Here is a 20,053-nt window from a genome sequence, read left to right as displayed (position 1 = left end):
GTTCAAAAGCCGATTTTCTCCACGCAAAAAGGCTGCCCCCTCAAATAAATCGCTCGCGGGACAGCCTTGGTTACTATTCAATTCATTAATGCGATGCTTCGTCCTTCAACGCTTTCAGTCGCTTCATCACGTCATTGGCGCCGCGGCCGAAGTAGTCGTGCAGTTCGCTGTACTCCCGGTACAACCTCTCATAGATCGCTACATTTTCCGGGATCGGCTTGAACGTATCCTCGCGTACGCGAGCCATCGCTTTGGCCGCGTCCACTACGCTGTCGTAGCCGCCTTTGGCGCTTCCGGCCGCGACGGCTCCGAACATCGCGGCTCCGATGGCAGGCGTCTGCTTGGAATCCGCGATTTTGATTTCACGGTTCGTGACGTCCGCGTAGATTTGCATAAGCAGATGATTGCGCTGCGGCAGTCCTCCGCAAGCATAAACTTCATCCACCGGTACTCCGTTGCTGTGGAAGGCATCGATGATTTTGCGAGTACCGAATGCCGTTGATTCCAGCAAAGTACGATAGACTTCTTCCGGTTTGGTCAGCAAGCTATATCCTACGATAACGCCCGTTAAATTCGTATCCACGAGAACGGAGCGGTTCCCGTTCCACCAATCAAGCGCAAGCAAGCCCGTTTCTCCCGGCTTATAAGCCGCGGCGCGTTCCGTCAGCCATTGATGAACGCCAACGCCAGCCTTTTCCGCCGATTCCTTCACGTAAGCCGGCACCGCTTCCTCCACGAACCATTCGAAGATGTCGCCAACGGCAGACTGTCCGGCTTCGTAGCCGAGATATCCAGGGATAATCCCGTCCTCGACGACTCCGCACATGCCTTCGACTTCCACTTCTTCCGTTCCGAGCAGCATATGGCAAATAGAGGTCCCCATCGCCATGACGAGTTTGCCCGGCGTGACCACTCCGACGGCTGGAACCGCGGCATGCGCATCCACATTACCGACCGCAATAGCTATGCCCGCGTTTAACCCCGTCAGCTTCGCCATCGCCTCGGTCAATTCGCCCGCCTTCGTGCCCAGCGCCACGATGTCTCCTCTCAGCTTCGTCTCCGTCAGATTTTCCAATCGCGGATCCAATGCTTTAAAGAATTGTTTGCTTGGATAACCGTCTTGCTTATGCCAGATTGACTTATATCCTGCGGTACAGCTATTGCGGACGAAATTTCCCGTCAGTTGGGAGATAACCCAATCGGTCGCTTCCGTAAACAAGTCGGTTGCATCGTAGACGTCCGGCGCTTCGTTCGCAATCTGCCACACCTTCGCGATCATCCATTCGGAGGAAATTTTCCCGCCGTAGCGGGGAAGAAACTTCTCTCTACGCTCCGCGGCGATCGCGTTCAAACGGTCGGCTTCGTCCTGAGCCGCATGATGCTTCCATAGCTTAACCCATCCGTGCGGGTTATCGGCCCACTCCGGCTTAAAGCAAAGAGGAACGCCATTCTCGTCTACGGGCAGCATCGTACATGCCGTAAAATCGATTCCCAATCCAATAACATCGGAAGGGTCAATACCGGATTGCTTCAGTACTTCGGGCACCGAACGGCGCAATACTTCCAGGTAGTCGTCCGGATGCTGCAAAGCCCAATCATGCTCCAATGCCTGACCGGAAGTCGGAAGCTTCTCGTCGATAACGCCGTGCGGATAAGGGGTAACGTGATCGGCTACCTCAAACCCATTGTACAGATCGACGAGAACCGCCCGGCCGGACTGAGTACCGTAATCAACGCCGATAGCGTATTTGTGACTCATGAATGGAAACCTCCTAATGAATGAATGGATGGATGGATGGATGGATGGATAATGCCTAAACGTTAATGCTTCGTATCCGTATCTCCAGGCTGACCATAATAAGCATTCTCGCCATGTTTGCGTAAGTAATGTTTGTCCAGAAGCGCTTGATTCATCGAAGGAATGCCGGCATTCAATTGTCGGGTGTGGTAAGCCATTTTCGCGACTTCCTCAAGCACGACCGCGTTGTGCAGCGCATCCATCGCGTCTTTGCCCCAAGCGAACGGCGCATGGCTGTTCACAAGCACGCCGGGCACCCGATCCGGGTTTATACCGCGGAATGTCTCGACGATTACATTCCCGGTTTCCGCTTCGTAGGCCCCTTTGATTTCCGCGTCCGTCATCGGCCGTGTACAGGGAATCGTTCCATAGAAATAATCGGCCTGCGTCGTACCGAGGGCGGGAATTGCTTGACCGGCTTGCGACCAAATCGTTGCCCACTGCGAGTGCGTATGCACGATGCCGCCGATATTCGGAAAAGAACGATAGAGCACGAGGTGGGTGGGCGTATCGGATGAAGGACGCATGGTCCCTTCCACGACGTTGCCTTCCAAATCTACGACGACCATTTGTTCCGGCTTTAATTCCTCGTAAGGCACGCCGCTTGGCTTAATGACCATAAGGCCGGACTGTCGGTCATAACCGCTCACGTTGCCCCAAGTGAACGTAACTAGCCCGTATTTGGGCAGCTCCGCATTGGCGCGACAAACGTTTTCCTTAAGTTGTTCCAACAAGCAAAACACGTCCTTCCACTAGATCGATCGCTCTCCGACGACGTTACGGAAACCGCTTTACACAGCCCTTATTATACACTTGTACGTACAGGTGTGTCGATAGTTTGCTTAACGATACTCCATCGTGGATTGGCGAACGATTAGTTTCGGCGGGTACAGCGTCTCTTTGTTCGGCGGAATCGTCCCCTTCTCCAATTGCTCAATGAGTAGAGTCGCGGCTTTCTCGCCCAACGCCGACTTCGGATGTTCAATCGTCGTCAGCTTGATCTCGGTTGCCGTCGCGAGGAACGAATCGTCATACCCGATAATCGAGAGATCCTCCGGTATGCGTAAACCCAAGTCCCTAATCGTATCTAACAGAGATACGGCCAATTGGTCGTTATAGCATACGATCGCCGTTGGAGGGGACTCGGATGTAAGCAGCTCTCGGAGCATGCTTTGCGGACGCTCCCCTTTATCCTCGGTGGAGTACCGTATGATCGTGCTGGCATCCGCCGGGAGATGATATTCCCGGCAGGCGCGAATGAAACCTTTCATCCGCCGTACTCCTTGCAGGTCGTCCGTCTTGAAAAACCCCGCAACCCTTCGGTGCCCCAACTCAAGTACGTAATTCGCGGCCATAAGCCCGCCGGCATCGTCATCCACTCTTACGCTCGGGTATTCCAAATCCGGATAAGATTCGTTAATCATCAGCATCGGAATGCCATGATCCTCAATGGCGAGATAATTATCGAAGTTGGGATTGCCCTCGGCGCTCTTGGTCGGTTCTACGATAAGCCCGCAAACCGAATGGCTCAGCATCATTTCCAAGCTTTCCCGCTCCCGGTCCTTGCGATGGTCCGTGCTCGATAGAAGCAGGCGGTATCCTTTATTTTTCAAAGCCGCTTCAACGCCCCTAACAATGGACGGAAAAATATAATCGGATATCGATGTCGTAATGATGCCTACGGTGCGGTTTCCCGAGGAGCTTCGACGGTCTGCCGATAATCTGCTGACGAATGTCCCTTTGCCTTGCTCGCGGGTGAGCCAGCCTTCTTGGACGAGCTCCCCGATCGATTGGCGCACCGTCTGCCGGCTTAACGAGAATTGCTCCGCGAGCTCGTTCTCGGACGGCAGCTTGTCCCCCGGACGATAACGCCCGCCGGCAATCCATGACAATATTTCTTCCTTTAGCTGTAAGTATTTCGGCGATTGGGCGTTCATGGATGGCACCTCCAACTCAAACTGTACATGGCATTGCTCGAAAATAGTTAATGACATTATAGCATAGAAATCAACTTGTACGTACCTTTTCCGCGAATCATATTTTCGGTTGTACGGTGTCATACTAAGCCATTGCTGAGCAACTTTTCCATCCTAAGGAGATTCAAGTTTGATGAACAGCTGGCGCCTTGCATACGAAGACATGAGAACGTTATGGTCGTCCCGAGTTTTGCGGGTATCCGTTCTCGGTTTGATGGTATTGCCCTTGTTATATAGCTTTCTCTATTTGTGGGCGTTCTGGGACCCGACCGGGAAATTGCATCATCTTCCGCTTGCGATCGTCAACGAAGATACAGGGATTAACGCTCAAGGCAGGCGTTTATTATTAGGACAACAGCTAGTCGACGAACTCACCTCCGATAAGAAATTGTCATGGAAAGAACAGCCTCGCGATCAAGCGCAGCGACAGCTATCCGCTAATGAAGTTGCAGGAATCCTGCTCATTCCGAATCATTTTTCATCGGCCGCTTCAAGCGCGGGCACGGACAAGCCTGAACATCCGTTGCTTACGCTTGAGCTCAATGAAGGCCACAATCCGTTAAGCGCCAAAATCGTCCGTTCGGTCATGGAAGAGATCAAGAAGAAGCTTAACGTCAAACTAACGACCAACTATTTGGAGGTCGTATTCGACCAAATCCTTAACGGCGCGGAAGGCTTGAGCGAAGCCGCTGCCGGAGCGACGCGACTCGCCAATGGAACGGACGATGCATACAGCGGAGCGACGGCACTGTCGGACGGTCTGCAGCAGGTTAAAGTCGGAATGAGTAAGCTGACGAATGGTTTAACCGCTTTGCAGCAAGGTGCAAATGATCTGGAGAGCGGTCTCGCCAAGCTCGATTCCGCATTGGCAGGGGTGACCGGCGAAGCGGATAAACTGATCGCCGGCTGGAACCACGCCCTTGCCGGCTTGCATCAAGCCGCCAATGAGGCGGCCTCCGCCAGAGCTATGCTAACAGCAGCTATCGAATCGCTGCACAGAGAGAACTCTACGCTAACGGAGGCGCTGAACGCTTTCGTCAAAGATCGGAAGCTGTTAGAGGAAGCTCAAGGTGCTGCCGGAAATCTGCAATCGGCATTGGAGACGCAAAACGCTCGGACCAAAGAGGTCGGAGATTCATTAGATAAGATCATTAGCAGTCATCCGGAGCTGAAAAACGAGGACACATCCGATTTGAGGGGGGCTGCGGATCGGTTGCAAGCAGCGGCTTCACAGAGCACGATCGCGGGGCGAAAGCTGGCGGATAGCCTGAATAGAGCATCGTCATCGCAAGCCGGACCAGCCGCTTCGGATCGCCTTGCCGATGCTCAAGCCCGGCTTGATCAGGCAGTGCGGAATTTATCCGATTTGGCCGCCAACGTAGCTTCCGCCGGACAAGCGGCGCTTAAACGCGTTGAAGACGAAACGGGCTCCATTAAAGAGAAGCTGGGGCGCATAACGGAAATGATCAACGGGGTCAGCCGGCTTGCGCAAGGAAGCTCGCAATTGGCTGGCGGACTGGGCACCTTTGGCACCGGCTTGAATGAAGCGCGTACCGGTGTCGACCGCTTAGCCGATGGAGCATCGCGCTTGCCGCAAGGATTGGCCCAAATCCGCGATGGTCAGAGAGAATTAGCCGGGAAGCTGAGCGAAGCGGCTAAGATCGCCTCCAGCGATGGCAAAAGCGATGAGCGGATAGCCGTCATGTCCGACCCGCTCAAAGTCGAAGAGCTCAATACCCACCCCGTTCCGAACAACGGCACGGGGTTTGCTCCCTATTTTATCGCGTTGTCCCTATGGGTCGGATCACTGGTGCTCTTCTTCGTCATCGATATTCACACTGTTACCACGCGTCCACGACATCCGATCTCTTACATCGGGAGCAAATATTTGGCCCTCGGCTCCGTGAGCCTTTCGCAATCGATCCTATCGGTATTCGTGCTTCATGCGGCGTTGGGAGTGAATACGGTCATGCCATTCATCCATTTGTATGGATTGGCGGCAATAACCGGACTGACCTTCGCGGCTATTCTAATGCTGCTCATTGGCGTCCTCGGCGAGGACAAAGGGCGGTTTGCCGCCGTTGTCGTGCTGATGCTGCAACTGACCTCCAGCTCGGGCTCGTATCCTGTAGAACTAGAACCTGGGCTGTTCCGGTTCCTTCACCCATTGTTGCCGATGACCTATGCGGTAGATGGATTTCGACAAGTCATTTCCATTGGCAATCTAAGCGAGTTGCTTACAGATTGTGCGATTCTCGCAGCCTATGGCTTATGCGCCCTTGCGCTCCTCTATGTGTTAAAACGTAAATCCATTCGCGCCGAGATGCCCAATATTTCCAACATATGATATAGTTTCTGTATCTTATCTTTTGGAGGTTGTTTCTTGTGGCTAGTCAAATGATTTATTCGACGGAGTTCATTGATATTAGCGCTGATGCTGAAAAGAAGCATGTTCACATCGAGCTCTCGAGCAGCGGGTATCGGCCGAAGTACGTCTCGCTTTTTATCGAAAATCGCGCGGAATTGGAACGAATCATCGATGCCTTGCAGAGTGCGAAGGCTCATTTAGCGTAGAACGGATTGGAACGGAATGGATCGGTTACGGATTATCTTAATTAGGGGAAGGAAGTACGTACGGGATGGTCGAACTTACGTTTAAATTAAGCGATTATATGAGCAAGGGGATTAGAGATTACCATCATCATTCTCTTCGATTTTGGATTTCCAACGGGATAGGGCTGGCCGTTTTTCTGTTTGAAATCATTTTTTATTGGATGACCGGGACAACATCGTTGTTATGGATCGGATTGCTGCTGCTTTTCGTGCTTGCCCTTTCCTACGTCGGCTCCTGCTATATTCGGCCAATGAGATTCAGCAGCGACAAGAGATACAGCAAGCTATTCACCCTCTCCATCGGCGATGAAGAGGTCAGCCTGAATTCCGAAGACGCGAACTCGCAAGCAAAATGGGAGTTTATCCGCAAAGTATGGGAAACCGATAAGTTTTTCTACGTTTTCCTGGACAAAAGACAATTCTGGATCGTTCCGAGAGACCAATTCAGCGACAAAGGCCAGGAAGATTTATTCCGGCAAATCGTGGGCAAACACCAAAAGATCCAAACAGGACTCATCAAATAAGAGGTTCTCTAGCCGCACTTATTGCAGATTAACCGCAGCGGTAAAAAGTACTGCTACTGCTTGTTTTCTCGGCACCAGATCAATCGCAGCGGTAAAAAGTACTGCTAATGCTTGTTTTCTCGGCACCAGATCAACCGCAGCGGTAAAAAGTACTGCTACTGCTTATTTTCTCGGCACAAAATCAACCGCAGCTGTAAAAAGTACCGCTACTGCTCGTTTTCTCGGCACCAGACTAACCATAGCGTACAAATTTTTGTTACTAAGCGAGACTCAGTAAGTCCACATTCTGAACCTTTTTGCGTTTTCGGCACTCCTTGCGACTCGGTAGGTTCAGAATCTGAACCTATTTGTGTTTTCAGTGCTCCGTGGGACTCTGTAGGTCCAGAATCTGAACCTATTTGCGTCTTCGGTGCTCTTGGCGGCTCTGTAGGTCCAGAATCTGAACCTATTTGCGGTGCTTCGTGCGACTTGGAGTGCTAGTTACCGTGTTCTGGTTCTGTTGCTGTGTTTTCAGTATTTTGTATGGTAATGGCTTTCGACTATTTTGTGTTTTGCTCCAGCTGCCGAATGATGTCCTCGAAGGATCGTTGCTCCAGACTATTGAGGATGAGATCAGCATCATGGAAATCCATTTTGGCTGTCACTTGGTTCGGCACGGCGACTCCGAAGAGACCGGCAGCCTTGGCCGCCCGCAATCCGTTGACGGAATCTTCGATGGCGATCGCTTCGTTCGCTTTCACGCCAAGCGCTTCTACAGCCAGTTTGTACAAAGTAGGATCCGGTTTCACTTGTTCTACATCGTCGGACGAGCGGATAACTTGAAAATAGGACCTGATTCCCTGCTGTTCCAAATGCCGTTCAATCCACGCTCTGTCCGAACTGGAGGCAAGGCCAATCAACAAACCCAGCCGCTGCGCTTCCTTCAAACGGTCGATGACACCTGGGAATAGCGCAGTCTTGGCCAGGTTCGCCTCATGCACCTCGTTAAACCTCGCTTTTATCGTTGCGCGATCCATCGGACCTCCCGTCAGCCGTTCCAATTCCTCATAAGGGTCAAACCCGCCCCGCGTTCCAATTCCAACCGCCCAAGCTTCCAATGCCAGCGACTGACCATATTCCGCATAAATTCCGGTAAAAGCATCGAAAGCGCACGTTTCCGTATCCATCAATGTTCCGTCAAAGTCGAACACAACCGCTTTAATTGCCATTCTAATCTCTCCCATCACTCTCTATCTATTGTCTCTAATGTCTCCCCCTATTCTACATGATAAATAACCGGCTTACACAGGCATTAAATTACATTGCGAAAAGCGTCGAAAAATCGTACGATGGAAGTAAATTTGACTAATTGGAGACGATTCCCATGTCAGGCAGGGCTCGAAGCAATGCGGTTTCCAGCAGCAGCGCTCCTTTTGTAGGCGCACAGAGGTCGGCAGGACCAGCACGAGCTCCCATGATGGGTGCACATAGACAGCAGGAGCCCGCGCTTGAGATGCAGGAAGCCGTCGGCAATCAAGCGACCCAGCAGGCCATGGATGCGACGCCACTTAGTCCAGAGGCTTACCTATATGGCGGCGGAGGGAGCGAAGCTGCGAGCCTTGGATCGGCGGGTCCAACGCCGACGCCTGCGGCAGGGCTCGCTTCGGTAGATGCGCACTCCTATCTTTACGGTGGAGGGTCCAGCGCTGGACCCGAATTGCCTACGCCGGCAGATCCCGCACCTGCTACCGGCGGGGTTTACGGTGCATACAGGCCCCCCGAAGACAGCAGTTCTGCAGCACCAACAGCATACAGCGGCATTTACAATGCTTATAGCGCTCCCGAAAGGGCGGTAGCTCCATTGGCTCCGTCGCCCCCAAGGCTCGCAGCGCCTGCGAACGGCGGCCCAAGCCAAGCAACCGGACCGAGCAGCACTCCGGTACCGACAGGAGCAAATGCAAGCAGCGCACCCGCTCCTTCCGACAACGGGAATTTCGCGATGAAACCTATGCTCGCGGGAATGACGAGCTTTGATTCCTCCGTTCAACGGCCTAATCCTCATATGCAAACCCAGTTGCCATCAACGACATTCTATGCGGACACCGCCGAGAAAAGAGCCCAGTACGCGCGGGGTTTCAACGATAAAGGCGAGATGTCCAGCCTTTCGGACGGCAGTAATCTCAATACTATCGGAGCTGAAAGACCAGCGGCGATCGGCGCCAAGGGGGATCGCCATATTTTCACGATGGATGGGGCAGGGCAATTCTATACCGGCGACGCGATCCAAGAAAATAAGACAAGAGGGCGGGAAGCGGCGGACAGAGGAGCGTTGCAGCAAGAACGTTTTCACCACTCCAGCTTCCTAGGCGGCGAAGAAGTTGCCGGGGCCGGAGAGATGCAGGTTCGGGACGGACAAGTTGAACTCGTGTCCGACACGAGCGGCCATTATCGCCCCGGATCCAAGCAGATGATGCAGACGGTTCAGCAACTGGAGAAAAACAAAGTACAGACGGAACGCCTTGGAGTGGAATTCGTCGGGAAGAATGGAACCCAGAACATGCAGGCGTCCGCGACGGAGCTCCTCGGTTATGCCGACCATAACCCCGAAACGGCCGAAGACCAAATGCGCGAGAAGCATAGCCAGAAAAACTCCGTTCTCGGGGAGCTATTGAGCAAGTCCAGGAACAATCCCGAAGGTCAGAACTTAAAACCATCGGAATTGAACCGCAGGCCGGAGGGAGCCGCGCCGAGCGCGGCGGTCGAGCAGGAGAATGAAGGTGCTTCCGGCTTTTACATGGACGAGGAAGACAACGAAGAACCCGTCTATAACGACTTAGAAGAGATTGAAGACGAAGAAGAACAACCCGTTTATAGCGAGACTTCCGAGGAAGACGCAGTCCAGTACAGCGAAATTGAACACAACGAAGCGGAAAACGAAGAGGACACATATTACAATTAATCCTCATTCAAACCACTAAACGTTAATCTCCATAATAATACCCCGTCCATCGGACGGGGATATTTATTGCGCAACGTACTATAAATGTACCGCAGCACGGTTTGGTTGAACGATTAATTGAGAATTACATAAGCGTTTTAACAGGCTGGCGAATAATCGTTTTCATTTTCCCCGGGTCCGCTTTACGGGGATCGCTTAAGTATATTTCGTGGTGCAAGCCGTTGGCCGCAAACCCTTGCTCGTTCATATAGACGGTTATCTTCTCCATAGTCGGCCCTTCGGTATCGTATGAGCCGATGTGCATGATCTGAACGGCGAGACCCTCATCTATCGTGCACCAATTAACTTCAGACAGCAGCGGGAGCTTCTTTTTGCGAGCAACTTCTTCTCGTACACGTTCAACCAATTCGATCGTCGCTTCGTCCGGCTGGCGAATAATAAGCGTCCATCGCCAGTCCGCTTTACTCAATCCCGCAACCTCATGCGGATATAGCCCCTCCAAAGGCATCACCACGTAATCCGGCCCGCCGCTTCGTTTAATCGCAAACTTGATGCCATACGACAAACTGAATAATGCTTCCGTCGCTTGCCGGAAAGCCTCGGAAGTGTTTGGATCGCCGCTTCCTTCCACCGATAATACTTTAATCGACGGAACTTCAATCCGCTTCACCGATAATGAGGATGGCGAGTATAACGATTTGTTCGTTTTCTTGTAGTCGATTTTATCCATGATTGCCGCTCCGTTCCGAGTCTGATATTTTCAACCTCATCCTCATAGTATCCCGGCTTCCCTGACAGCGAACGTCAGCGAATACGATACGACAACGATTCATAGAATCGACCTTTTCCGTGTACTTTCCGGCGGCATGGAACGAAGCCATTCCCCTCCAAGGGATTCCCCTACTCCTTGATCCAGGGCGTACACCACTCTCCCTCGATTCATGGTCAGCGTTACTCTGCAGCGAAAACTGCGTCCTGTGTATACGCTTTGCTTATGCCGATAGAGCAGCTGCTCCGGCTGAAGCACATAAGGGGCATCAGGGTTGATGAGCACGATATCCGCATCGTAACCGACCGCCAGCCTACCTTTGCGGGGATGCAATCCTAATCGCCTGGCTGGAGCCTCGGACAACATGCGGGATAACAACGGCAAAGGAAGCCCGCGCGTTAAATACCCTTCGTCGAACATAAGCTCTAACGTGCTTTGGGCTCCCGATATGCCGCCCCATACCGCAAAATAATCTTTTTCGGAACCAAGCTTCATGTACGGAGGGCAAGGCGAATGATCCGATGCGATCCAATCGATTTTACCTTCGGCTATCCGTCCCCAGAGCCCCTCCTTTTCCCTGGCGCTGCGAATGGGAGGCGCGCATTTGGCGAGGGGACCTATTTTCTCCACATCGTCTTCTGTGAACATCAGGTAATGCGGGCACGTTTCAACCGTCACGTTAACGCCGTTCTGCTTCGCATCCCATATGATATCGACGGCCTGCGGACTGCTAATATGAACCAGATGCAATGGACAATCCGTACGTTCCGCATATAATAGCACCCGGCGCACCGCATCCAATTCCGCGGCTAGCGGCCTGGATTCCAGAAAATGACGAACGGTCCTCTTCTTGCGTTCATTAAATTTCCCGGATAAAGCGATGATGATTTCCTCGCTTTCGGCGTGTACGGCAAGAACTTTCTTTTTACCGGCGATGATCTTCATCCCTTCGAATAAAGCAACGTCGTCCACTTCCTTGAAACAGCCTTCCCCCCTCTCCCCGGGAGATGACATGAAAGCCTTAAAACCGATTACGCCAGCATCCGCCAAAGCCTCCAGATCCTCCAAATTGTCGGGAACGAGACCTCCCCATAAGGCATAATCAACGTGCGATCCTTTACTTCGAGCCGCTTCAAGCTTCTGGTTCAGCGCATCTATAGTTACTGTCGGAGGTATTCCGTTAAGAGGCATATCTATAAAAGTCGTGCAGCCCCCCGCAGCAAGCGCCGCCGATCCGCTTTCGAAGCCTTCCCATTCTCCTAACCCCGGTTCATTGAGGTGAACATGCGCGTCAATGACACCCGCCATAACATAGAGACCCTGAGCATCTATCGTTTGCTTCGAGGGGGTCTGGATATCCGGGGAAATGTCAACGATAATGCCGCCTCGAATGCCGATATCAACGATGGTCACGCGATCAGGAAGGACGACGCTCCCACCCTTGACCAATAAGTCCAATTTTATCTCTTCCTGCATGTTCATTTCCTCCCACCATGAAAAAATCAATAGCCGAGATTATGTTATATAATATAACATAATCTCGGCTATTGATTTCAAAACAACATAAAATGTTGTTATTACGTAACATAATATAACGTAAACTCATTATTTATCCCATAGTAGATATTAATCAAACCATCCCTTACGTTTAAACCATATGTACATACCGACGCCCAGCACCGACATCACTCCAATGACGACGAAATACCCCGAATGCCACTGAAGCTCCGGCATGTTGACGAAATTCATTCCGTAGACGCCCGCTATGAAGGTCAGCGGCATGAATATCGTGGTAATTACCGTTAGCGTCTTCATGATAGAGCTCATTCTGTTGGAGCGCAGGGAATCATAACTATCCCTTAAATCCGCCGTCATCTCGCGATTCGACTCGATCATCTCGGTCAGCTTCAGCAGATGGTCGTAAATATCGGTGAAATAGGCTTTCTGTTCATTAATGCCATGAACCTTATCCGAATTGATAATCCGATATAATAAATCCCGCATAGGAAATACAGTGCGTCGCAACCTTAGCAGATCGGATCGAATATCATACACCTGCTCGGTCAACTTCTGGATATCCGTTTTATTTTCCCCCTGAGCCTCCAGCTCGTTAAGCTGATCCTCTATGAGGTATAAGGTGGGGAAGTAATTATCGACAAGCTTGTCCATGATCAAATAAGCAATGTAGTTATGATCTTTCCCCTTGCGAATCAAAGGATCATGCAGCCGCCGCCAAGCCTCTTCGATTTCCGGCGATGGCGATAGATGGAACGTGACGATGCCTCTTGGCCCAATGAAAAAGTCGATTTCCTCCGCCTTCAGCGTCTCTGGTTGAAGACCGTGAACGACGAAAAAATGGGTATCCTCGTAGTGGTCGACCTTCGGCCTTTGAAGAAAATGCATGCAATCTTCGATCGCTAAAGGGTGAAAATGAAAATAGCTGTCCAAAAGCTCAATCTCCGCTTCCGTCGGACAATCGAAATCCACCCAGAACCATTTGATATTGCTATCCATCAGGTTATGAAGAGGAATTTCCTCCAACAATTCCTGATTTTCCGTCATTGCCATTATACGAAGCAAAAGCCTCACCCCTATTCGTCCATTATGCTCTGAAGAGACGGATGTTAGCAACTAATGGCAGGTGTAAACGTTTGATGCTCTTTTGGTGCCATTGACACTCCCCGCTTTATTGGATAAACTTAAACTAAGTCTAAATTAAAGGAATGATTGCGATGAGAAAAGCCGGCGTTATGACGGTACAGCGCAAAACGATATACGATATTCTGACTGCCGCCCAAGACCACCCTACGGCAGCCGATATTATCGAGAAGCTGAAGGCAAGCGGACATCATTTCGCCTATGCGACGGTGTATAATACGTTAAAATATTTAACCGAGGAAGGCCTCATCCACGAGCTTAAGCTCGAAGGCGACGCTTGCCGGTACGATGCGCGCATGGAAGATCACCAACATATCGTTTGCACCTCCTGCGGCAAAGTAGATGAAGTATTCGTAGAAACACCCTCCGAATGGCTTCATTCCATCGCGCGACAGACCGGTTATGACATTCAAGAGGAACAGTATTTGTTCAAGGGAGTGTGCGCAGCATGCAACAACACGAAGAAATCCGCTCATTAACCGAGCCCGGGTCGCTTAACCCGAACAATTTGGGATATTGTGAAATTACGAACAGAATTCTGATCATCAGCCCCCGTCCCGCCTCCCTGCGTGCGTTAGTCGCGGAGCTTGCCGAGAGATGTTATGACGTCCTTCTGCTGCATCACGCCGACGATCCGCTGCTCAGCATGGTGCAAGGAAACATAATTGTCGTCGATCGCACGGCAGATCTGCCTGCCGGTGCTGCAACAGCATTGCCTGGCGATGGAACGTCCCCCGTCTTGGCCCTAGTGAATAAAGAAGCTGCGACGGCTCCGCATGGCGAAGAATGGGTCAATTGGCCATGTCCGATCGAAGAAATCATCGGCAAAATCAATCAGCTATCCTTGAAAACTACTGTTCCAATCGAAGAGACGCGCAACTACGTATTCAAAGAAATCGTTCTCGACCCCGGTCGCATGACCGTGACTAGAGGCGGAGCGAAGGTCGATTTAACAAAAACGGAATATGATCTTCTGAGAACGTTAATTGCCGCAGACGGAAAGGTTATGACTCGGCAAGAGTTGATGAACGGAGTGTGGGGCGAGCAATATTTTGGAGGAAGCAATGCAGTCGATGTGCATATTAAGAGCTTAAGACATAAGCTTAACGACGATCCCAAGGACCCGCGTTATATCGCTACCGTTAGGGGTACGGGATACCGCTTGGCTGATCTATAATTCCAGGAGTGCCAAGGCCGCTAAGCGGCCTCCTTACGTTCGATATCCGTCTGGTTGGCCTGGCATTGTCTGCTCCAAGTCTGATTTCCGCTTTTACTCCCGCCTTACACAGGCTTGATCGTGAGTTGATATACATGACTTATGATAGTCGATAGAGGAGGTGCAGATAACCGTGTATTATGATGAAGATCGCGTTCCTTACGAGGAATTGGACGAAGTTACGACAGACTTTGAAACAGAAGAAAACTAGAAGCCCGGGTCATTATGACTAAGGATTCTAGTTTTTTTATTTATGACAGCGGTGGCAAATGAAGCAGCTTATCCGGGTTGATGACGATGTAAATATCGGTTATGAGACCATCCTCGATTTGGAATGTTATAACATTGTTCGGCTGTGTACCAAAATAGGAGACGATTGCCGGTTGATCGTTTACGGACACGATGCGATAAGAGAAATCTTCCGGCATCTTGCTCATCAGGCCGAATAGAAACAGGGAGATTCGTTCCGCTCCCAAGATCGGTCTAATTGCCGCCGTAACTTTCCCTCCGCCGTCGGAATAAAGAGTGGCATCGGCCTTTAATAGGCTCACAAGCTGTCCGGCGTTGCCGGATGCGAGCGCCTGCACGAATTGTTCTACCCGCAGCATAAGCGATTCCGACTTGGGCCGTTCCGCTTCTACCGAATCGGACAAACCGCTGACCGCTCTTTTGGCTCGATGGAAAATTTGTCGGCAGTTCGTACTGCTCTTTCCCACGATCTCGGAAATTTCATCATATTCATACTGCAATACCTCGCGCAAGACGAACACGGCCCGCTCCACCCAAGTCAACTGCTGCAACAACAGCAAGTAAGCGGTGGAAAGAGATTCCTTGTGCAAGTAAACAGAGGATGGACTGCCACGATCCAAAATATCGGTCATAAGAGGTTCGGGCAGCCAAGGTCCGACGTAAACCTCGCGTTGTTTGCTGGCTGAACGAAGACGATCGACACAGCGGTTGGTCACTATTTTGCACAAGTAGGCTTTCTCATTTTCAACCTGCTGCGGTTCGACTTCACTCCAATAAAGAAACGCTTCCTGGACGATATCTTCCGCATCCATTACACTCCCGAGCATCCGGTAAGCTAATGAAAACAAGAGCGGTTTGTACGCCTGATATAAAAATTCCGAAGATGGCTTAGCATTCATATGGACACCTCCCTGAGAAAAAAAGCACTAAAGTACAGAAGCTGTTGCCGGTAAAAGCCTGACTCCCCGCCCGTTCGCTGCCTTCACAATATGGTACGCCGCCCTTATGGCGCTTGCAGCCGAGGCATCCGCAAGCAACTCTCCATGACTTACCCAGTCCCCGGCGACATAAAGCCCCTCTATTTCCGGAACGGCTGGACCTATCGCGGATTGGGTTCGACCGAGATGAGGATAATCGTTCACGACGGTTATGTTCGGCAAATATTGTCGAGCGACAACTTCACGTTCCCAGTCCGGATGCAGCAGGCTCATCGTTTGTTCAAGCAGCTTTTCGTCCGACTTAGGATCATGCTGCCCGGGGCCGTTATATTTGGTTAAATGCACCACTATTGTACCATTATCGCTCAACTTTGCCGCTCTTGAATGATTGGAGAAAAATACCGGCTGATCCAGCCCGATGGCGAAATTACGATCCGCTGCGGGCAGGCGCTTCAGGGCTAAGTCTAAACTCGCCGCTACTGCCGGTCTGACCTCATCTTTCCATCTGCGCAGCGAGGTGCTCTCTGCATCCTTGGTTATCTGGTAAGTAACCGCTGGAGAAGCTGTGCTGATTACAGAAGAGACTTCGAGCAAAGTTCCGTCCGTACAGAGAACACCGCTGACCGCCCGTCTCTCATGCTGGATTTCGGCTGCCGATTTGTTGATCAGGATGTCAACGCCCTTCTGTATCGCTCTATCGCGAAGTTGATCGACGATCGTCTGCCAGCCCCCGTCCAAATACATAACCCCTTCTTTTAACGAACTCTTAACTTGTTTTAATACCGGACCAGCTAATTGGAAGTCCGGATCCTGCGTGTAAGTCGCTGTCCTGCACAGCGCGTAGAATATATGGCGCACCATTGGATCGTTAATTGCGGATTCCGCCCAGCTTCGTAATGAAATCGCCGCTATCTCATCCGCGTTCGTTTTGTTTATTTTTACGATCGTCGATAACAGCTTAGCTTTGCCGGACCAGCCAAGTAATCGCGAAGACAACAGCGCCATCGGATCTCCAGGCATCGGAAACAATTCATTGCGCCAAATCGCAAGCCCTTTCGTGGAAGGTTTATTACCCGTAAGCTTCAACCCGTATTCGCGGAAAACGCGGTTGGCTTCCCCGCCTAAGTAAAGCGCATGTCCGCCAAGATTGAATAAGGCGCCGCTCTTGTTTACCGTTATCGCCCGTCCGCCCACACGGCTGGACTTCTCCAGCAAAGCTACCGATTTCCCCGCTTCCGCTAATTCAATAGCGGCTATCAACCCTGCCAGTCCTCCGCCAATGATCGCCACGTCGTATTTTTTCATAGTGTCTCACCCTCCGTTAATGTATTCTGTACATTAGTCGAACGAAGAGGTAATTTTGTGACATCCATCGCGAAAAAAATAGCCCGGGAAAGGTATCCTATGATACCAATCCAAGGCCGTTGGCTGTTTGAAGCTGATTCATTCCGTTCACCACTCCGCTACGCTGCCGTCTTGATGACGCCAGACGGGACTTTTCCAATCGTGCCCGATTTCCGCCATCTTGCGGACATGCTCTTCGTTGATTTGAATACCAAGCCCCGGACCGCGCGGAATCGCTACAAAGCCATTCGTATATGCGAAAACCGTGCTATCCGTTAAATAGTCCAATAGATCATTGCCTTGATTATAATGGATGCCCAAGCTTTGCTCCTGAATAAACGCATTATGGCACGTCGCATCTACCTGCAAGCAAGCTGCCAGGGCAATGGGCCCAAGCGGGCAATGGGGTGCAAGAGCGACGTCATAGGCTTCCGCCATAGACGCAATTTTCTTGCATTCCGTAATGCCGCCGGCATGGGACACGTCCGGTTGAATGATGTCGACGTAACCGTCGGCAAGCAGCTTCTTGAACTCCCACCTTGAGAACATCCGCTCTCCTGTAGCAATGGGGATATGCGTAGCATTAGCGATTTCCCGCAGCGCCTCATTGTTCTCCGGCAGTACCGGCTCTTCGATGAATAGCGGACGGAACGGTTCTAATTCCTTGGCTAGAATTTTAGCCATCGGCTTATGCACGCGCCCGTGAAAATCGATGCCGATTCCCATATACGGACCTGCCGCATCCCTGACCGCAGCAACCCGCTCCAGCACTTGATCTATTTTCTCATAGGAGTCGACGTACTGCAGTTCCTCGGTGCCGTTCATTTTGATCGCGGTAAATCCCGCCTCCTTCGCGCGCAACGCGGACTGCCCAACGTCGGAAGGGCGATCGCCGCCAATCCAAGAGTATACCTTCATTTTCTGACGGCAAGCTCCCCCCATTAGCTGATAAATAGGCGCGTTGTGATATTTGCCCTTAATATCCCAAAGCGCCTGATCGATGCCGGCGATCGCGCTCATCAGAATCGCGCCTCCTCGGTAGAAGCCGCCTCTGTACATCACCTGCCAGTGGTCTTCTATGTCGAGAGGATCTTTCCCGATTAGATAACCGCTCAATTGTTCCACGGCGGCTTTAACCGTATGGGCTTTGCCTTCAACGATCGGCTCCCCCCATCCGATGATGCCCTCATCCGTCTCCATCCGAAGAAACAACCAACGCGGGGGTACGATAAACGTTTCCATCTTCGTGATTTTCATTGTAAGTCTCCTCTCCCATTAACTGCATTTATCATGTCTTGAATGTGGGATCTCATAAGCGAACGCGCTTGATCCGCTTGACGTTCCTCTATGGCGATTGCGATGAGGCGGTGGTAACTGGCTGCTTTCGTCTGCATATGCGGCAATTTATCCGTCTCTCTCCGTCCTCGTGCCGACAAATCCGCAAGGACAGTTAACATCTCCGCGAGCAGTGGGTTGTTTGCTCCCTCTGCGATAGCTTGATGAAACTGAACGTCCGTCGTAAAATGGTCGCTTCCTTGTCTCATCTCCTCTTCCATCCGTTCCGCCAACTCCCGAATACGTTTCGTTTGGGCAGTCGATACCCTTTGCGCGCAAAAAGCTGCCATCTCCGGCTCAACGACCAGACGGGCTTCAAGCAGTTGAAGCAGGGAACCGAATTCTAGAAGACGCATGTTTCCGGTCGGATCTTCCAGTAGGTCTGGATTGTTGCTGACGAACACTCCCCGTCCATGCTCGATGCTTACGATCCGCTGATTTTCCAATATGCGCAATGCTTCTCGAACGGCCGTCCTGCTTAGCTTGAATTCCTCCGCTAATTGCTGCATCGTGGGCAGACGCTCCCCGGGTTTCCACTCGCCAGAGACGATTCTTGCTTTCATTTGTTCGATAATTTCTTCGTGCGCTAGCTTCTTCATGTTGACCTCTCTTGGACATTAATAAGATATGATCTATTTATATTAAAGATAATATCTTTATGCGGTTCATGTCAATCGAATATCGATCTGATGAATGAGGAAATCCATTTAGGTCATTCTAACCCTAAGGGGTGATAAGATGACGGGGCGAAACAGCAAGCCTGATAATGACGGACCTGCCAGCAATCCAAGCAAACTCGACCAATTCGGGGACAAGCTCGCTTCCCAGAACGAGGAAGAATTTCAATCTGCCGCTGAACAAGCGTGCGAGATAACTGCGGAACCGGACCACTAGGTCGATTTCAGGAATGTCGATAAAAGAGGAAAGAGCTGTCATTCTTTAGGTTGATTTCAACCTCGGGATGACAACTCTTTTTTGCACCTCTCGACTAACATTATTTATTTAGTTTTTGTATCTCTTCAACCGACATTCCGGTACACTTCTCTATCGATTCTATGTCTAGTCCCAGGGATAACATGTTCTTTGCGATCTCTTGTTTCGCTTTGATTCTTCCGTTCCGCTCTCCTTTTTCCTCGCCCTTTTTCTCCCCGATTTCTACTCCCTCTTTCATTCCGGCTCTTCTGGCGGCAGATATGGAGCTCGTGTATTCAATCAATGCTTCCTCACGTGCCTCATAAAGCTGGAGCGTTTGCTCATCGCCGCTTAACCGCTGCAATCGTTCCTCGGCTGCCTTAATCGTGGAATCCATAGCGATCAACTCCTCTGATTTATCGGCTAGCATGAATGCCTTTTTGCTATCCTCACACTTCCTTTGCTCTTTGGGTTATTTTCAAATCAAATGGAATCCTTACAGACTAAAATTTTTGTTGGCTTGTATGAATGAAATACTCGATATAACATACTTCCCAATCTTTCGAGAAGGAGTAGTAGACAATATATCTATCTACAATGATCTTGTAGCTGCTTTCCCAGTCTGGTTTCTTTACAGGCATACTCTTACCCATCAAAACAATTTTATTTTCAATTCGTTCAAGTAATTGCAACTTATAAGTGATAATTTCACCTTCTGAAAAATGACTGCTCCAGATATTATTAAATGCTTTGCGAGTAGTACCTAGCCAAATAAATTTCATT

20 protein-coding genes are annotated in these 20,053 nt (G+C 50.8%); 7 read left to right on the top strand and 13 right to left on the bottom strand.

Annotated elements, in window-relative coordinates; genetic code table 11:
- Positions 1-85: 85 nt before the first annotated feature.
- The 3 genes from K7P76_RS03515 to K7P76_RS03505 form a co-directional block, all read right to left on the bottom strand.
- On the bottom strand, positions 86-1,759 hold the full coding sequence (locus tag K7P76_RS03515; protein ID WP_232183397.1) for a ribulokinase: 1,674 nt from the start codon (positions 1,757-1,759) through the stop codon (positions 86-88).
- Between the two features lie 62 nt (positions 1,760-1,821).
- On the bottom strand, positions 1,822-2,532 hold the full coding sequence (gene araD / locus K7P76_RS03510) for an L-ribulose-5-phosphate 4-epimerase (protein ID WP_304518382.1): 711 nt from the start codon (positions 2,530-2,532) through the stop codon (positions 1,822-1,824).
- Positions 2,533-2,640: 108 nt separating this feature from the next.
- Complete coding sequence (locus K7P76_RS03505) at positions 2,641-3,735, bottom strand: GntR family transcriptional regulator (protein WP_232183396.1); 1,095 nt, start codon at positions 3,733-3,735, stop codon at positions 2,641-2,643.
- Positions 3,736-3,907: 172 nt separating this feature from the next.
- Between K7P76_RS03505 and K7P76_RS03500 the strand changes: the two genes are divergently transcribed.
- The 3 genes from K7P76_RS03500 to K7P76_RS03490 all read left to right on the top strand — a co-directional run bounded on the left by K7P76_RS03500 (position 3,908) and on the right by K7P76_RS03490 (position 6,911).
- On the top strand, positions 3,908-6,121 hold the full coding sequence (locus K7P76_RS03500) for a YhgE/Pip domain-containing protein (protein WP_232183395.1): 2,214 nt from the start codon (positions 3,908-3,910) through the stop codon (positions 6,119-6,121).
- 38 nt (positions 6,122-6,159) lie between these two features.
- Positions 6,160-6,348, top strand: a complete 189-nt coding sequence (locus K7P76_RS03495; RefSeq protein WP_232183394.1) for a hypothetical protein — start codon at positions 6,160-6,162, stop codon at positions 6,346-6,348.
- A gap of 65 nt (positions 6,349-6,413) precedes the next feature.
- Positions 6,414-6,911, top strand: a complete 498-nt coding sequence (locus K7P76_RS03490) for a YcxB family protein (RefSeq protein ID WP_232183393.1) — start codon at positions 6,414-6,416, stop codon at positions 6,909-6,911.
- A 539-nt stretch (positions 6,912-7,450) separates the two neighbouring features.
- Here K7P76_RS03490 and K7P76_RS03485 read toward each other — a convergent pair.
- Positions 7,451-8,119, bottom strand: coding sequence for an HAD family hydrolase (locus K7P76_RS03485; RefSeq protein ID WP_232183392.1), 669 nt, complete (start codon positions 8,117-8,119; stop codon positions 7,451-7,453).
- Positions 8,120-8,274: 155 nt separating this feature from the next.
- Between K7P76_RS03485 and K7P76_RS03480 the strand changes: the two genes are divergently transcribed.
- A complete protein-coding gene (locus tag K7P76_RS03480; protein ID WP_232183391.1) occupies positions 8,275-9,849 on the top strand; it encodes an IQM protein middle domain-containing protein in 1,575 nt (524 codons plus the stop codon).
- Between the two features lie 124 nt (positions 9,850-9,973).
- Here the strand turns inward: K7P76_RS03480 and K7P76_RS03475 are convergent, their stop codons facing one another.
- From K7P76_RS03475 to corA, 3 genes are all read right to left on the bottom strand, one after another.
- Positions 9,974-10,579 carry a GyrI-like domain-containing protein gene (locus K7P76_RS03475; protein WP_232183390.1) on the bottom strand — a complete coding sequence of 202 codons (606 nt, stop codon included), beginning with the start codon at positions 10,577-10,579 and terminating at the stop codon, positions 9,974-9,976.
- 99 nt (positions 10,580-10,678) lie between these two features.
- On the bottom strand, positions 10,679-12,094 hold the full coding sequence (allB, locus tag K7P76_RS03470) for an allantoinase AllB (protein ID WP_232183389.1): 1,416 nt from the start codon (positions 12,092-12,094) through the stop codon (positions 10,679-10,681).
- A gap of 150 nt (positions 12,095-12,244) precedes the next feature.
- A complete protein-coding gene (gene corA, locus K7P76_RS03465) occupies positions 12,245-13,198 on the bottom strand; it encodes a magnesium/cobalt transporter CorA (protein WP_232183388.1) in 954 nt (317 codons plus the stop codon).
- 152 nt (positions 13,199-13,350) lie between these two features.
- On the opposite strand from corA, the gene K7P76_RS03460 reads away from it, so the two are divergent.
- Together K7P76_RS03460 and K7P76_RS03455 are read left to right on the top strand one after the other, a co-directional pair.
- Positions 13,351-13,755, top strand: a complete 405-nt coding sequence (locus tag K7P76_RS03460; protein ID WP_232183387.1) for a Fur family transcriptional regulator — start codon at positions 13,351-13,353, stop codon at positions 13,753-13,755.
- Entirely contained in the window at positions 13,725-14,453 is a 729-nt protein-coding gene (locus tag K7P76_RS03455) for a winged helix-turn-helix transcriptional regulator (protein WP_232183386.1), read from the top strand. The genes K7P76_RS03460 and K7P76_RS03455 overlap by 31 nt, the downstream gene beginning before the upstream one ends.
- A gap of 290 nt (positions 14,454-14,743) precedes the next feature.
- On the opposite strand, the gene K7P76_RS03450 is transcribed toward K7P76_RS03455, so the two are convergent.
- The 4 genes from K7P76_RS03450 to K7P76_RS03435 form a co-directional block, all read right to left on the bottom strand.
- Positions 14,744-15,640 carry an RNA polymerase sigma-70 factor gene (locus K7P76_RS03450; RefSeq protein ID WP_232183385.1) on the bottom strand — a complete coding sequence of 299 codons (897 nt, stop codon included), beginning with the start codon at positions 15,638-15,640 and terminating at the stop codon, positions 14,744-14,746.
- Positions 15,641-15,667: 27 nt separating this feature from the next.
- Positions 15,668-16,984 (bottom strand): phytoene desaturase family protein, encoded by a 1,317-nt coding sequence (locus K7P76_RS03445; protein WP_232183384.1) that lies wholly within the window; start codon positions 16,982-16,984, stop codon positions 15,668-15,670.
- Positions 16,985-17,131: 147 nt separating this feature from the next.
- A complete protein-coding gene (dgoD, locus tag K7P76_RS03440) occupies positions 17,132-18,280 on the bottom strand; it encodes a galactonate dehydratase (RefSeq protein ID WP_232183383.1) in 1,149 nt (382 codons plus the stop codon).
- Positions 18,277-18,957 (bottom strand): FadR/GntR family transcriptional regulator, encoded by a 681-nt coding sequence (locus tag K7P76_RS03435; protein WP_232183382.1) that lies wholly within the window; start codon positions 18,955-18,957, stop codon positions 18,277-18,279. Before K7P76_RS03435 ends, dgoD begins: the two co-directional genes overlap by 4 nt.
- Positions 18,958-19,096: 139 nt before the next feature.
- Here K7P76_RS03435 and K7P76_RS03430 point away from each other — a divergent pair, with 139 nt between their 5' ends.
- A complete protein-coding gene (locus tag K7P76_RS03430) occupies positions 19,097-19,252 on the top strand; it encodes a hypothetical protein (protein WP_232183381.1) in 156 nt (51 codons plus the stop codon).
- Positions 19,253-19,352: 100 nt separating this feature from the next.
- Here K7P76_RS03430 and K7P76_RS03425 read toward each other — a convergent pair whose 3' ends face one another.
- Together K7P76_RS03425 and K7P76_RS03420 are read right to left on the bottom strand one after the other, a co-directional pair.
- Complete coding sequence (locus K7P76_RS03425; RefSeq protein ID WP_255678107.1) at positions 19,353-19,700, bottom strand: Rpn family recombination-promoting nuclease/putative transposase; 348 nt, start codon at positions 19,698-19,700, stop codon at positions 19,353-19,355.
- Between the two features lie 73 nt (positions 19,701-19,773).
- The gene (locus K7P76_RS03420; RefSeq protein ID WP_232183379.1) at positions 19,774-20,052 is read right to left on the bottom strand and encodes a hypothetical protein; all 279 of its coding nucleotides are present in this window, start codon (positions 20,050-20,052) and stop codon (positions 19,774-19,776) included.
- Position 20,053: the final 1 nt, after the last annotated feature.

Origin of the sequence: Cohnella silvisoli (genome assembly GCF_021190915.1) — a bacterium.
Classification (GTDB): Bacteria; Bacillota; Bacilli; order Paenibacillales; family Paenibacillaceae; genus Cohnella; species Cohnella silvisoli.
The sequence above is the reverse complement of the archived record's forward strand: the minus strand, read 5'-3'. Positions and strand labels throughout refer to the sequence as shown.

What these genes read in the sequence shown, in the direction of transcription:
- K7P76_RS03425 (WP_255678107.1), bottom strand. Translation starts at nt 19,700, where the DNA reads ATGCTAGCCGATAAATCAGAGGAGTTGATCGCTATGGATTCCACGATT.
- K7P76_RS03420 (WP_232183379.1), bottom strand. Translation starts at nt 20,052, where the DNA reads ATGAAATTTATTTGGCTAGGTACTACTCGCAAAGCATTTAATAATATC.
- K7P76_RS03505 (WP_232183396.1), bottom strand. Translation starts at nt 3,735, where the DNA reads ATGAACGCCCAATCGCCGAAATACTTACAGCTAAAGGAAGAAATATTG.
- K7P76_RS03430 (WP_232183381.1), top strand. Translation starts at nt 19,097, where the DNA reads ATGACGGGGCGAAACAGCAAGCCTGATAATGACGGACCTGCCAGCAAT.
- K7P76_RS03490 (WP_232183393.1), top strand. Translation starts at nt 6,414, where the DNA reads ATGGTCGAACTTACGTTTAAATTAAGCGATTATATGAGCAAGGGGATT.
- K7P76_RS03485 (WP_232183392.1), bottom strand. Translation starts at nt 8,119, where the DNA reads ATGGCAATTAAAGCGGTTGTGTTCGACTTTGACGGAACATTGATGGAT.
- K7P76_RS03475 (WP_232183390.1), bottom strand. Translation starts at nt 10,579, where the DNA reads ATGGATAAAATCGACTACAAGAAAACGAACAAATCGTTATACTCGCCA.
- K7P76_RS03435 (WP_232183382.1), bottom strand. Translation starts at nt 18,957, where the DNA reads ATGAAGAAGCTAGCGCACGAAGAAATTATCGAACAAATGAAAGCAAGA.
- K7P76_RS03515 (WP_232183397.1), bottom strand. Translation starts at nt 1,759, where the DNA reads ATGAGTCACAAATACGCTATCGGCGTTGATTACGGTACTCAGTCCGGC.
- dgoD (WP_232183383.1), bottom strand. Translation starts at nt 18,280, where the DNA reads ATGAAAATCACGAAGATGGAAACGTTTATCGTACCCCCGCGTTGGTTG.
- K7P76_RS03455 (WP_232183386.1), top strand. Translation starts at nt 13,725, where the DNA reads ATGCAACAACACGAAGAAATCCGCTCATTAACCGAGCCCGGGTCGCTT.
- K7P76_RS03500 (WP_232183395.1), top strand. Translation starts at nt 3,908, where the DNA reads ATGAACAGCTGGCGCCTTGCATACGAAGACATGAGAACGTTATGGTCG.
- K7P76_RS03460 (WP_232183387.1), top strand. Translation starts at nt 13,351, where the DNA reads ATGAGAAAAGCCGGCGTTATGACGGTACAGCGCAAAACGATATACGAT.
- K7P76_RS03450 (WP_232183385.1), bottom strand. Translation starts at nt 15,640, where the DNA reads ATGAATGCTAAGCCATCTTCGGAATTTTTATATCAGGCGTACAAACCG.
- K7P76_RS03480 (WP_232183391.1), top strand. Translation starts at nt 8,275, where the DNA reads ATGTCAGGCAGGGCTCGAAGCAATGCGGTTTCCAGCAGCAGCGCTCCT.
- allB (WP_232183389.1), bottom strand. Translation starts at nt 12,094, where the DNA reads ATGCAGGAAGAGATAAAATTGGACTTATTGGTCAAGGGTGGGAGCGTC.
- K7P76_RS03445 (WP_232183384.1), bottom strand. Translation starts at nt 16,984, where the DNA reads ATGAAAAAATACGACGTGGCGATCATTGGCGGAGGACTGGCAGGGTTG.